We start from the raw sequence: 11,914 nt of genomic DNA on the forward strand, positions 1-11,914 counted from the left end.
CTTCCTCGATGCTCGCCCCTGCGGCTACGCCCGGGCCAGGATCGCCTGGGCGCGCAGGATCACCGGACGGTCCACCATCTGACCGTTGTGGACGGCGACCGACCCGTCGGTCACCGAAGCCAGCACCTCCTCGGCCCACCGGATCTCGGCTTCCGTCGGGGTGAAGGCGGCGTTCACCGGGCCCGCCTGGCGGGGGTGGATGCAGAGCTTGCCGGTGAACCCGAGCTCGATCGCGTGCTCCAGGTCGGCGCGCAGCACTGCCTCGTCGTCCAGGGCGGTGGTGACCCCGTCGATCGGGGCGCCGCGTCCGGCCGCCGCGGCGGCGAGCACCACCGCCGACCGCGCGTGCCGCAGCGCGGCGTGCGAGCGGTGGTCGACACCGATCTGCGCCGCCAGATCGATGCTGCCGAACGCGGGCCGCACGACCGGGTCCGCGGCACACACCTCGGCGGCGAGCAACACCCCCGTCGCCGTCTCGATCAGCGGGATCACTTCGGTACCCGACCGGTCCGCGACCAGGTTCAGCACCGCCCGGTCCTCGGCCTTGGGCACCATCACGGCGCGAGCCCGCCCCGCGACCGCGGTGAGGTCGTCGGAGAACCACGGCGTTCCGGATCCGTTGATCCGGACCACGGCCTCATGCCCATCCGCCAGCCAGGACCGGACGTGCTCCCGGGCTTCCGCCTTGCTCTCGGGACCGACGGCGTCCTCCAGGTCCAGCACGACCACGTCGGCACCGGAGGCGGCAGCCTTGGCGAACCGGTCCGGCCGGTGGCCGGGCACGAACAGGAAACTCCTCGCACTTGTCAGCATCAGGCGCTCCGGACCGTTCCAGTCGCCGTCCGGCGGCCGTAGATGTCCCGCACCGAAGTGGTGGTCCGGTCCCCCTCCGGCACCGCGCCGGCCACCATCCCCTGGTGGTCGAACAGGGGCGAGACCAGACGGTAGTCGAACACCAGGTCGCCGCCGCAGCCGGCGGCACGCGCGACTTCGGCCATCGCCAGCGCCTGGAGCGGGCCGTGGGTCAGCAGCCCGGGATAGCCCTCGGTGTCGCGGGCGTAGTCCCGGTCGTAGTGGATGCGGTGCGCGTTGTAGGTCAGCGCCGAGAAGCGGAACAGCAACGTCGGCGACACCTCGATCGCCCACTCACCGGGCCCGGGAGGAACCACCTCCCCCTCTTCCGTCTCGGACGCGGCACCCGAGGTCGCCGGCCGATAGACGATGTCCTGCTGCTCGTCCACCACGATCCGGCCGTCCTGCTCGATCAGGTGCTCGACGACGACGAACGTGAGCGGCCCCGTCCGGCCCTGCTTGTCCTGAACCGACAGCACCCGGGTGCGCCGCGTCGCGGGCACGCCGCACCGCAGTGCCCCTCGAGTACGAACCCGGCCACCGGCCCACATCCGGCGGCGACCCGGCCCGGGGGGCGCCGGGACACAGTTGCGCGCCGGGTGCCCGTCCGGTCCCAGATCGGCCTGCGCGGGCCGTTCCAGCAGGTACAGCCAGTGCCACAGCGGCGGCAACCCCTCACCGCCGTCGAGGTCGGGAACCGGGACGTCGAGCAGCGCGCCCAGCGCCAATGCGGGCCCGGGTAGCAGGAGCTCGGTGCGTTCGACGATGTCTGCTGACGACATGACCTTCCTCATCGGATCTTGTGACAGTTGACGAGAGATGGCGGACGACGGCGTGTCCCGGCCGGATCGTTCCCGAGCGCCGCCGAGCGGAGTCCACATCGGTCGTGTCGGAGCCACTCACGGCACGCTCGCTGTCGCGTCTCGGTGGCTCAACCCTATTCTCCGGAATTCAGGTGGAGTAGTTAGACCCGTCACAAGTGGTCTCGGACGCCCGGGTCGCGGGCCCGCCGGCGCACTCGTCCACGATTACTGCGTCAACCGGTGGGAGTTCGGCTCCGGCCGCGTCGGCGGGTTTGCCCCTCGCTTGCCTCATCCCTTTAGAAATATTTTATACCCTCGCTAGTGGAGCGTGGATCCGCCCACAACCTGGCTTCGAGGCTTGGCCAGGACGGCGCTGGCCGAGTGCGGCGGGCCTGGCGTGGGAGCGATCGGGCTGTGTTTCACCGGCCACTTCGCGCTCCCCATGACATTCGAACCGGCCGTCATCGCGCCTGTGGTCAACCATCCCTCGCTGCCGCTGGACGACCCGCCGGACTGGAAATCAGCGACGGGGACGACGCGATGGTGCGCGAGCGCATCGAGCGTGATGGCGCTCCTGGGCGACCTTCCTCACCGACCGGCTCAGCCACGACGATCCGCGGGGACGAGAAACGCGTTGATCGGCGCGGACGAACCCACGCCGGCACCGACGAAGTCGATGCGCTGGGCCGGGCTGCAGTGGAGCTGCACCTACCCCGACGAGGACCCGCGCATCGAAATCGACCCCGACTTCGGCGCCCTGCACGAAGTGCGGGGCAGCTGGAACTCGCCGGTCACAGATGACCTCTGACTGACGTCATGGTCGAGTCGACGCTGACCGCTCTGCAACGACGCTGGGAGCAGGCCGCGGGTCACCCCTTCGCCAGGCTCCCACCTGCTCCCCGCAAACACCGACGGCCCGCCGACGATGATCGTCGACAGGCCGTCTGAACAGCTGAAACATCCGGTGGGCGATACTGGGATCGAACCAGTGACCTCTTCGGTGTGAACGAAGCGCTCTCCCCCTGAGCTAATCGCCCGGTGTGCCGAAATCCTAGCGGATCCCGGCCGGCCCCCGTGCACCTACCCCAGTGCACCTACCCCAGTCGCCGGGTCACGCGGTCCCGCGCCGCGTTCGCTTCGGCCTGCAGGCGGGCCACGATCTCCGCCGCCGGGCCCTCCGGCGCGACCGAGTACGTCTGCCCGCCCCACAGGTTCACGCCCTCCGGATCGCCGGCGGCGTGCGCGGCCGCCCGCACCGGCTTGGTCAGGTGGTGCACCTGGGGATACGCCGACGGCGCGTACGGCGAGTGCTCGGTCAGGAACCGGTTCACCAGGCCCCGCGCCGGGCGGCCGCTGAACGCCCGCGTGATCGCGGTGACCCGCCCGCCCTCGGCCAGCGCCTTGCGGTGCGCGAGCTGCGTCCCGGCCTCGTCGGCGCGCAGGAACGCGGTGCCCAGCTGCGCCGCGTCGGCCCCGGCGGCCAGCACGGCGGCCACGTCCGCGCCGTGCACCAGACCGCCCGCGGCGATCAGCGGCAGGTCGACCGCGGTCCCGACCAGCCGCAGCAACGCCAGCAGCCCGTACACCTCTCCCCCGGCCGGGTGCTCCGGGTCGTCGACGAACAACCCGCGGTGCGCGCCCGCCTCGAACCCCTGCACGCACAGCGCGTCCGCACCGATCTCGGCCGCCCGCACGGCCTCCTCCGGAGTGGTGACCGTCACGATCACTCGCGAGCCAGCCCCCTGCAGCCGCCGCACGTCCTCAGTGGACGGAAGCCCGAACGTGAACGACACGAACGGGATCCCCTGCATCACCAGGAGATCGACTTTCGCCGGGTAGTCGTCGTCCTCCCAGCGCGGGTCGCCGGGCTCGACCTCGTAGTGCCGCGCCTCCTCCTCGATCCGCCGCACGTAGGGCGCGAGGTCCACACCGGACTCCGCACCGGGCACGAACAGGTTGACCCCGAACGGCCGGTCCGTCAGCTCCCGCGTCCGGGTGATCCGCTCACGGAGCGCGTCCGCGGTCAGGTACCCGGCAGCGAGGAACCCGGAGCCGCCGGCCTCGGCCACCGCGGCGACCAGTTCCGGCGTCGTCGGCCCACCGGCCATCGGCGCCACCAGGACGGGGACACGCAACTCTTCGAACATGCCCCCACCCTAGGGTTTCCGGCCGCGCGCGTACGCCTCGAGCCCGTCCAGCAGGCGCTGCACCCCGAACTGAGGCCGGACCGAAGAGGCCTTGGCTTCGCTCAGGCGGTAGTTGGCTGCCCTGCCCGCTTTCGCATGGAGGCGATCGCGAGGCCGAGGGGCATGAGTACGAGCCAGAGGTTGACCAGCCACCACGAGGCATCCCAGGTGGCGTAGAGGACGAAGAAGCTGATCGCCATGAGTCCCGCCGCGTGGGTGAACGCGAGTGCGGTCGCGTACGTCGGGGTCGCCCATTTGTGCTGCTTCGGCAGGAGTGACCATGTCAGTCCGGCGATGATCGCCAACAGGTCGAGCGGGAAGAACGACCAGTTCCACGCCTTGAGCCACTCTCCCTCACCGACCGAGATGATGCCGCAAGCGGTGAGCGTCCAATAGACGACGAGACCGAGATCCGTGATGACGAGAAAGACCTTGCGAGTTTTCACGGTGTCCCTCCGATGAGGCGTTCGTTGATCTGGAGAGCCCGGCGAAGACCTCGGCACCTGATCACGTCGAATGAGAACCCCCCGTGCACGCTGACCACCGTACTGTACCGGACGTCCGGTACAGTAGTGGGAGAGTCGATCGGAGAGGTGACGCAGTGGTCGATCAAGCCCGATCCGCACGCGATCGCGTGCTGGACGCGACCGAGCGCGTGCTGGTACGTGATGGCGGAGACGCGGTGACGATCGCGGCGGTCGCTCGCGAGGCCGGCGTGAGCAAGGGCGGCCTCTTCTACCACTTCGCGTCCAAGGAACTGCTCATCGAGGGGCTGATCGCGCGGTACGTTGCCTCGTTCGACGAGTTGATCGCCACCGCTGGGGATGAGCCAGGAGCGGCGACACTGGCCTATCTGCGTTCAGCCGAACAGCAGGGAGGGCCGGCCTCACAGCCCGTGATCGCGCTACTGGCGGCCGCAGTCGTCAACCCACGAGCACTCGAAACGCTCCGCGATCGCTACCAACGCTGGCAGCACCGGCTGAACGATGACGGCCTGGCGAGCGACGTCGCCACGACCATACGCTTCGCCGTCGACGGCCTCTGGCTTGCCGACACCCTCGACCTTGCGCCCGCGCGGGGCAAAGCCCGCCAGCAGGTCATAGAGCGCCTTCGAACACTGATCCAAAACCACGACACCTGAACGATGAAGAACTGACAAGGCAGACCCTTCACGACTCCGTGGGGCGCCGTTCGCTCGGTGATCACATGCCGCGCGCATGGCACTGGTCTTCGTGCCGTACCTGAGCAGCGCGTTCGTGCCGCCGAGCTCGATGCCGGGCGGGCTGCGCGCGGTCGTGGAGCACCAGCCGGCGACGCTGGTGGTGGACAGCGTCCGGAACCTGCTGCGGGGCGCCCCGCCGAGTACTCGGTGTGGCCGGCGCTGGTGTGGTCGGGTGGGATCACCCTGGTCGCGGTGCCGATCGCCGGCGCGCTGTTCCGGCGGCGCGCGCGGCGCTAGCTTGACCCCATGACGAACCTCGACGCCGTCCGCTCGCTCGCCGCCCAGGAAACCGGTCTCGCCACCGTCGCGGTCGCGCGGGCGGACGGCACGGTGCACGCTTCGGTCGTCAACGCCGGGGTCCTCGACGATCCGGTGTCCGGCCGTCCGGCGGTCGCGTTCGTGGCGCACGGCAGGGCGAAGAAGCTGGAGCTGCTGCGCGACCGCGGCAACGCCACGATCGTGTTCCGCCGCGGCTGGGTGTGGGCCGCGGTGCAGGGCCCGGCGCGGCTGATCGGCCCGGACCACCCGGACGCGGGCTTCGACCCGGCCGGCCTGCCCCGCCTGCTGCGCGACATCTTCACCGCGGCCGGCGGCACCCACGACGACTGGGACACCTACGACCGGGTGATGGCCGAAGAGCGGCGGTGCGCGGTGTTCGTCGAGGCGGCCCGGATCACCGGCACCGCCTGACCGGCGCTACTTCTTCTTGCCCTTGTCGCCCGAGGGCTCGTCGGTGGACAGCGCGGCGACGAAGGCCTCCTGCGGAACCTCGACCCGGCCGATGTTCTTCATCCGCTTCTTGCCTTCCTTCTGCTTCTCCAGCAGCTTGCGCTTCCGCGAAATGTCACCGCCGTAGCACTTGGACAGCACGTCCTTGCGGATGGCGCGGATCGTCTCGCGCGCGATGATCCGCGACCCCACCGCGGCCTGGATCGGCACCTCGAACTGCTGCCGCGGGATCAGCTCGCGCAGCCGGCCCGCCATCTTGTTGCCGTAGCCGTAGGCGGCGTCCTTGTGCACGATCGCGGAGAACGCGTCGACCGGCTCGCCCTGCAGCAGGATGTCGACCTTCACCAGGTCGGCGACCTGCGTGCCGGCCTCCTCGTAGTCCAGCGACGCGTACCCGCGGGTGCGGGACTTCAGCGAGTCGAAGAAGTCGAAGATGATCTCGGCGAGCGGCAGGTTGTAGCGCAGCTCGACGCGGTCCTCCGACAGGTAGTCCATGCCGAGCAGGTTGCCGCGCTTGCTCTGGCACAGCTCCATGATCGCGCCGATGAACTCCGACGGCGCGATCACCGTGACCTTCGACAGCGGCTCGTGCACCTCGGCGATCTTCACGCCGGTCGGCCAGTCGGACGGGTTGGTGACGTGCACCTCGGTGCCGTCGTCCTGGATGACTCGGTACTCCACGTTGGGCGCGGTGGCGATCAGGTCCAGGCCGAACTCGCGCTCCAGCCGGTCGCGGGTGATCTCCAGGTGCAGCAGGCCGAGGAAGCCGCAGCGGAAGCCGAAGCCCAGGGCGACCGAGGTCTCCGGCTCGTAGGTCAGAGCGGCGTCGTTGAGCTGCAGCTTCTCCAGCGCCTCGCGCAGCTCCGGGTAGTCCGAGCCGTCGACCGGGTAGAGGCCGGAGAACACCATCGGCTTGGGATCGCGGTAGCCGGCCAGCGGCTCGGTGGCGCCCTTGCGCTCGGAGGTGACGGTGTCACCGACCCGGGACTGGCGGACGTCCTTCACACCGGTGATCAGGTAGCCGACCTCGCCCACGCCGAGGCCCGCGCTGGGCTTCGGCTCGGGCGAGATGATGCCGACCTCGAGCAGCTCGTGGGTGGCGCCGGTGGACATCATCCGGATCCGCTCGCGCGGCGTGATCTTGCCGTCCACGACGCGGATGTAGGTGACGACGCCGCGGTAGGTGTCGTAGACCGAGTCGAAGATCATCGCGCGGGCCGGGGCGTCGGCGTCGCCCACCGGCGGCGGCACCTGGCGGACGACCTCGTCCAGGAGGTCCGGCACGCCCATGCCGGTCTTCGCCGAGACGCGCAGCACCTCGGACGGGTCGCAGCCGATGATGTGCGCCAGCTCGGCGGCGTACTTGTCGGGGTCGGCCGCGGGGAGGTCGATCTTGTTCAGGACCGGGATGATGTGCAGGTCCTTCTCCAGCGCCAGGTACAGGTTGGCCAGGGTCTGGGCCTCGATGCCCTGGGCGGCGTCGACCAGCAGGATCGCGCCCTCGCACGCCTCCAGCGCCCGGGAAACCTCGTAGGTGAAGTCCACGTGGCCGGGGGTGTCGATGAGGTGCAGGACGTGGTCGCGGCCGTCGACCTGCCAGGGCAGGCGGACGTTCTGGGCCTTGATCGTGATGCCGCGCTCGCGCTCGATGTCCATCCGGTCGAGGTACTGCGCGCGCATGGCCCGCTCCTCGACCACGCCGGTGAGCTGCAGCATCCGGTCGGCCAGGGTGGACTTGCCGTGGTCGATGTGGGCGATGATGCAGAAGTTCCGGATCTGCTCCGGCGGCGTGAAGGTCTGGTCGGCGAACGTGCTCACTCGGGTCCTCGGCTCGTCGTGGGGTACACCTCCATGTTCCCATGCCCGATTTCCGGGTCATCCCCGATGCCGGTGAGCGGTGGCGAGTGCTGACCTGGAGGTATGAGCACAACCTTCGAGCAGATCCTCGACCGGGCCTTCGGTCACCCCCGTGGCCTGCTGGGCCGCATCGGCGGGACGGTGATGGCGCACGCGAACGGCGCGACGGAACGGCACGTGGTGGACGTGGCGAGGCTCACCCCGGACGAGACGGTGCTGGTGGTCGGGCCGGGTCCCGGGGTGGGTTTGCGGCTGGCCGGCCAGCGGGCCGCGGTGGCCCACGGGGTCGATCCGTCGCCGGACATGCTGGCGCTGGCCCAGGCCCGCTGCGCGGCGGAGATCGAGGCCGGCCGCGTCCGGCTGGCGCGCGGCTCGGCGGAGCGGACGGGCCTGGAGCCGGCTTCCGTGGACGTCGTGATGAGCGTGAACAACGTCCAACTGTGGGACGACCGGCACGCCGGCTTTCTGGAGTCGCTCCGGGTGCTGCGCCCGGGTGGCCGGCTGATCCTGTCCGCGCACGAGAAGTGGCTGCCGGTGCCGAGGCACGCGCTGGCGGCGGAGCTGGTGGCGGCGGGGTTCACCGACCTGCAGACGTGGGTGTGGCAACCCCCGGGCGTCACCGCGCCCCTGGCAGCCCAACTCCGCGCACGACGCCCGGACTGACCGGGCTCACTGAGAACCGACGCCGGCCAGAGCCCTGCAGGGGCCGCGCCACCACTCCGCACACACCGTTCCAGCCGAGCCAACTCCAGCCACTCACAGCACCCATCTGCCCCGCCACCACATTTCGACACCCGGCGCGGTGCTCCTCCCCCGCGATCGGCGGAAGGAGCCCCTAGGGACGTCGGTCGGCCGCCCACCGTCACCGCAGCGGATCCGGCCGCCACGCCCCCCGACCGTCAGCAGGAGCCCCGAAGGGCCCTCCCGTCACCCCACGCAGCCACTCCCCTCCCCCGACCGGCAACAGGAGCCCCCGAATTGCCCTCCCGGCACCCTCCGCGGGAGTCACTGCGCGCGGATGTCCGTCCGCAGTGGATGGTCCGGCGGGATCTCCACCAGCACGATCGACGTGCCGTCCGGGTCGGAGATGCGCGCCTCGTCCAGGCCCCACGGTTCCCGGCGGGCCTCGCGGTCCGGTTGGACCCCCCGCTCGGCCAGCTCGGCGAGCGTGGCCTTGAGGTCGCGGACCTGGAACCACAGCTCGACGTCCGGGCTGGTGCCCTTCTCGCCGCGGCCGACGACCTCCAGGTAGCCCTGGCCGGTGAAGAACACGGTGCCGCCGGGGAACGTGCGGTAGATCGCCAGGCCGAGCACGTCCCGGTAGAACGCCGTGGTCTTCTCGGGGTCGCGGGGGTGGATCAGCACGCGGCTGCTCAGCACGTCCATACCTCCTCCCTACCCCACCCGGTCAGGAAGCCGCAATCGCGGCGATCCCGGCCAGGACCACGACCGAGCCGACCAGGCGGCGGACCGGGTGCGGCTCGTCCAGCACGAGCCAGGCGGCGAGCCCGCCCAGCACGATGCTCACCTCCCGCGCGGGTGCGACCAGGCTGATCGGCGCCATGCGCATCGCGTACAGCACCAGCACGTAGGCGACCGGCGACAGCACCCCCACGAGCACCGCCTCCCGCCAGTGCGACCGCCACAGCGCCCCGATCCGGCCGCCCGCTCGCAGGGCTGCGGGCGCGAGCAGCAGGCTCTGCAGCACCGCCCCGGCGGCGAAGTAGGGCAGCGGCGGGACGGCGACGGCGTTGACGGCGTGGTCGTCCCAGAGCGTGTAGGCGGCGATGGTGACGCCGGTGAGCAGCCCGTAGCAGACCCCGGCCCGGCGGGCACGCGCGTCCCCCGCCGAGCGCGCGCCGAGCCCGATCACCAGCACCCCGGCCACGACCAGGAACGCCCCGGTGAGCCCGAGCCACCCCGGCCGCTCGCCGAGCAGGACGACGGCCGCGAGCACGGACAGCAGCGGACCGCTCCCCCGCGCCAGCGGGTAGACGACGGACAGGTCACCGACCCGGTAACCCCGCTGCAGCACGACGCCGTAGGCGATGTGGAAGACCGCGGTGACCAGCGCCGCGGGCAACCAGGTCCACTGTGGACGCTGCCCCTCGGCCACCAGTGCGACGACCGCGACGGGGGCGCAGATCACCGCCGAGACGGTGTAGTAGAGGAACACGAAGCGGGCCCCGGCATCGACCCGTTTGGCGGCGAGGTTCCACCCGGCGTGCACCACGGCGGCGACGAGGACGAACCCGAGCGCGGTGCCGTTCACCTGCCCCCTCCCAGCCAGTGCGAGTGCCACGGTAGCGCCCTGCTAACCTTGACGGTCGTTGCCGTGTGGCATTCCGCCAGGGAGGAAACCCGCACGCCGGGGCCGGTACAGCGCGGCAGCGAACCCACCGACAGATCGAAGGAGCGCCTTCATGGCCAACATCAAGTCCCAGATCAAGCGCATCAAGACCAACGAGAAGGCGCGCCTGCGCAACCAGTCGGTCAAGTCCTCGGTGAAGACCGCGATCCGCAAGTTCCGCGAGGCCGCCGAGTCGGGCGACAAGGCCAAGGCCGTCGAGCTGCAGCAGGTGGCCGCTCGCGCCCTGGACAAGGCCGCCAGCAAGGGCGTCATCCACGCGAACCAGGCCGCCAACAAGAAGTCGGCGATGGCCAAGCGCGTCAACCAGCTCTGAGCTTGATCTTTCCGAGGGACGGGCATCCGGCAGGGTGCCCGCCCTTTTTTGCTGGTTATCGCCGTTCGTGCGGCCGCCATCCCCACTGCCCGCAGGCCCACGCAGTAACGCCCGCTGCTTCCACCTAGGCTCGCCGCCGTTTGCGGCTGTCCGGGCACGTGACGGACCTCTCGCTCTTCCGGCGCAGCCCCCGTGCAAGGTGGAATCGCAGGGCGCCGCACCAACACTCGAAGCCACGGTGACCGGACTCGAACCCCGCCGGGTTCGCCCTGCTCGCACGTTGCCCCGGGGCCGCCACTTAGCGCTCGAAACCGCGGTGACGGTCCGGCTCAGCGCTTGTCGCGGGCAGCGGCGAGCTCCAGCACCGCTCGCTCCAGCGCGTAGGCCGGGTCCGCGGCCTGGCCCTTGACCTCGGCGTTCACCCTCGCCACCACGGCCATCGCCTCGGCGAGGCCGGCTTGCGTCCAGCCGCGGGACTGGCCCTGCGCCTTGCGGATCTTCCACGGCGGCATTCCCAGCTCACCGGCCATCTGGTTCGGGTTGCCGCGCCCCGCCGCCGACACCCGGGCGATGGTGCGCACCGCGTCGGCGAGGGCGTCGGCGATCAGGACGTGCGCCACGCCGATCTGCAGCGCCCACCGCATCGCCTCAAGCGCCGCGCCACGCTCCCCCGCGACGGCCTTCTCCGCCACGGCGAAGCCGGTCACGTCCGCGCGGCCGCGGTGGTAGCGGCGCACGGCCTCCTCGTCGACCCGCCCGCCGGAGTCGGCCACCAGCTGCGACGCCGCCGCGGCCAGCTCGCGCAGGTCGGACCCGACGGCGTCGATCAGCGCCGCCACACCCGCCGGGTCGATCTTGCCGCCGGCCTGCCGGACCTCGTTGCGGACGAACGACTCCCGATCCGCCGGCCGGGTGATCTTCGGGCACTCGGTGACCTGGGCGCCAGCCTTGCGCAACGCCGCGGGCAGCGACTTGGCCGCCTTGCTGCGCCCGCCACCGGTGTGCACGACGACGAGGACGACGCCGTCGGCCGGCATCTTCGCGTAGGCCAGCACCGCGTCGGCCAGCTCCTGGCCGATGTCCTGCGCGCCCTCCAGCACGATGACCCGCCCCTCGCTGAACAGCGACGGGCTGACCAGCTCGGCGAGGGCGGGCGGCGTGAGGTCGGGCACCCGGACCTTCGTCATCTCGGCCGTCGGGTCCTCCCGGCGGGCCTGCTCCAGCGCGCCCCGGACGGCGCGTTCGACGAGCAGCTCCTCTTCGCCGAGCACGAGCTGCAGGGGGGCGGAGGTGGTTGCCGGCGCGGTCACGGTTCAGATCCTCCCACGGCCCACCGACAGCTCCGGAGCGTGATGAAACCCGCAGGGGCATGGCGTGGCCCGCGCGGTGTGCCGTATGTTGTCAACCAGGCATCGCGCGAGCGCGTGAGCCACCACAATCGAATACCGCTCATCCAGAGGGGCAGAGGGAACGGCCCGACGAAGCCCCGGCAACCGGCGTCAGCCTGTCATCTCGATTCCGCGAGGTAGCTGACGATCACGGTGCCAATTCCGGCCCGCGTCAGCGGGACAGATGAGGAAA

At 70.9% G+C, this 11,914-nt stretch carries 13 protein-coding genes, 1 tRNA gene and 1 riboswitch; of the genes, 5 read left to right on the forward strand and 9 right to left on the reverse strand.

The features are described from left to right. Positions 1-24: 24 nt before the first annotated feature. Both IE290_RS14085 and IE290_RS14090 read right to left on the reverse strand, forming a co-directional pair. Positions 25-813 carry an HpcH/HpaI aldolase/citrate lyase family protein gene (locus tag IE290_RS14085; protein ID WP_191244975.1) on the reverse strand — a complete coding sequence of 263 codons (789 nt, stop codon included), beginning with the start codon at positions 811-813 and terminating at the stop codon, positions 25-27. Beyond that, complete coding sequence (locus IE290_RS14090) at positions 813-1,634, reverse strand: HTD2 family dehydratase (RefSeq protein ID WP_191244976.1); 822 nt, start codon at positions 1,632-1,634, stop codon at positions 813-815. The genes IE290_RS14085 and IE290_RS14090 overlap by 1 nt, the downstream gene beginning before the upstream one ends. Positions 1,635-2,013: 379 nt before the next feature. Between IE290_RS14090 and IE290_RS14095 the strand changes: the two genes are divergently transcribed. After that, on the forward strand, positions 2,014-2,463 hold the full coding sequence (locus IE290_RS14095; protein WP_191244977.1) for a hypothetical protein: 450 nt from the start codon (positions 2,014-2,016) through the stop codon (positions 2,461-2,463). Between the two features lie 157 nt (positions 2,464-2,620). Here the strand turns inward: IE290_RS14095 and IE290_RS14100 are convergent. From IE290_RS14100 to IE290_RS14110, 3 genes are all read right to left on the reverse strand, one after another. Beyond that, positions 2,621-2,692: transfer RNA gene (locus IE290_RS14100), tRNA-Val, on the reverse strand. A 57-nt stretch (positions 2,693-2,749) separates the two neighbouring features. Next, on the reverse strand, positions 2,750-3,802 hold the full coding sequence (locus tag IE290_RS14105; RefSeq protein ID WP_191244978.1) for a nitronate monooxygenase: 1,053 nt from the start codon (positions 3,800-3,802) through the stop codon (positions 2,750-2,752). A gap of 101 nt (positions 3,803-3,903) precedes the next feature. Next, entirely contained in the window at positions 3,904-4,287 is a 384-nt protein-coding gene (locus tag IE290_RS14110; protein ID WP_191244979.1) for a DUF5360 family protein, read from the reverse strand. A 155-nt stretch (positions 4,288-4,442) separates the two neighbouring features. Between IE290_RS14110 and IE290_RS14115 the strand changes: the two genes are divergently transcribed. Beyond that, complete coding sequence (locus IE290_RS14115; RefSeq protein WP_191244980.1) at positions 4,443-4,982, forward strand: TetR/AcrR family transcriptional regulator; 540 nt, start codon at positions 4,443-4,445, stop codon at positions 4,980-4,982. Positions 4,983-5,309: 327 nt separating this feature from the next. Further along, positions 5,310-5,753, forward strand: a complete 444-nt coding sequence (locus tag IE290_RS14120) for a pyridoxamine 5'-phosphate oxidase family protein (RefSeq protein WP_191244981.1) — start codon at positions 5,310-5,312, stop codon at positions 5,751-5,753. A gap of 6 nt (positions 5,754-5,759) precedes the next feature. Here IE290_RS14120 and lepA read toward each other — a convergent pair whose 3' ends face one another. Then, positions 5,760-7,610, reverse strand: coding sequence for a translation elongation factor 4 (lepA, locus tag IE290_RS14125; RefSeq protein ID WP_191244982.1), 1,851 nt, complete (start codon positions 7,608-7,610; stop codon positions 5,760-5,762). A gap of 102 nt (positions 7,611-7,712) precedes the next feature. Here lepA and IE290_RS14130 point away from each other — a divergent pair, with 102 nt between their 5' ends. Then, a complete protein-coding gene (locus IE290_RS14130) occupies positions 7,713-8,312 on the forward strand; it encodes a class I SAM-dependent methyltransferase (RefSeq protein ID WP_191244983.1) in 600 nt (199 codons plus the stop codon). 342 nt (positions 8,313-8,654) lie between these two features. Here the strand turns inward: IE290_RS14130 and IE290_RS14135 are convergent, their stop codons facing one another. Continuing rightward, the gene (locus tag IE290_RS14135) at positions 8,655-9,035 is read right to left on the reverse strand and encodes a VOC family protein (protein WP_191244984.1); all 381 of its coding nucleotides are present in this window, start codon (positions 9,033-9,035) and stop codon (positions 8,655-8,657) included. A gap of 22 nt (positions 9,036-9,057) precedes the next feature. Then, on the reverse strand, positions 9,058-9,921 hold the full coding sequence (locus IE290_RS14140; RefSeq protein ID WP_191245172.1) for an EamA family transporter: 864 nt from the start codon (positions 9,919-9,921) through the stop codon (positions 9,058-9,060). Positions 9,922-10,072: 151 nt separating this feature from the next. On the opposite strand from IE290_RS14140, the gene rpsT reads away from it, so the two are divergent. Next, the gene (gene rpsT, locus IE290_RS14145; RefSeq protein ID WP_191244985.1) at positions 10,073-10,333 is read left to right on the forward strand and encodes a 30S ribosomal protein S20; all 261 of its coding nucleotides are present in this window, start codon (positions 10,073-10,075) and stop codon (positions 10,331-10,333) included. Between the two features lie 329 nt (positions 10,334-10,662). On the opposite strand, the gene holA is transcribed toward rpsT, so the two are convergent. Continuing rightward, positions 10,663-11,643, reverse strand: coding sequence for a DNA polymerase III subunit delta (gene holA / locus IE290_RS14150; protein WP_191244986.1), 981 nt, complete (start codon positions 11,641-11,643; stop codon positions 10,663-10,665). A gap of 136 nt (positions 11,644-11,779) precedes the next feature. After that, positions 11,780-11,912: riboswitch (SAM riboswitch) on the forward strand. The last annotated feature ends 2 nt before the right edge of the window (positions 11,913-11,914 follow it).

Origin of the sequence: Amycolatopsis deserti, from assembly GCF_014653945.1 — a bacterium.
Classification (GTDB): domain Bacteria; phylum Actinomycetota; class Actinomycetes; order Mycobacteriales; family Pseudonocardiaceae; genus Amycolatopsis_E; species Amycolatopsis_E deserti.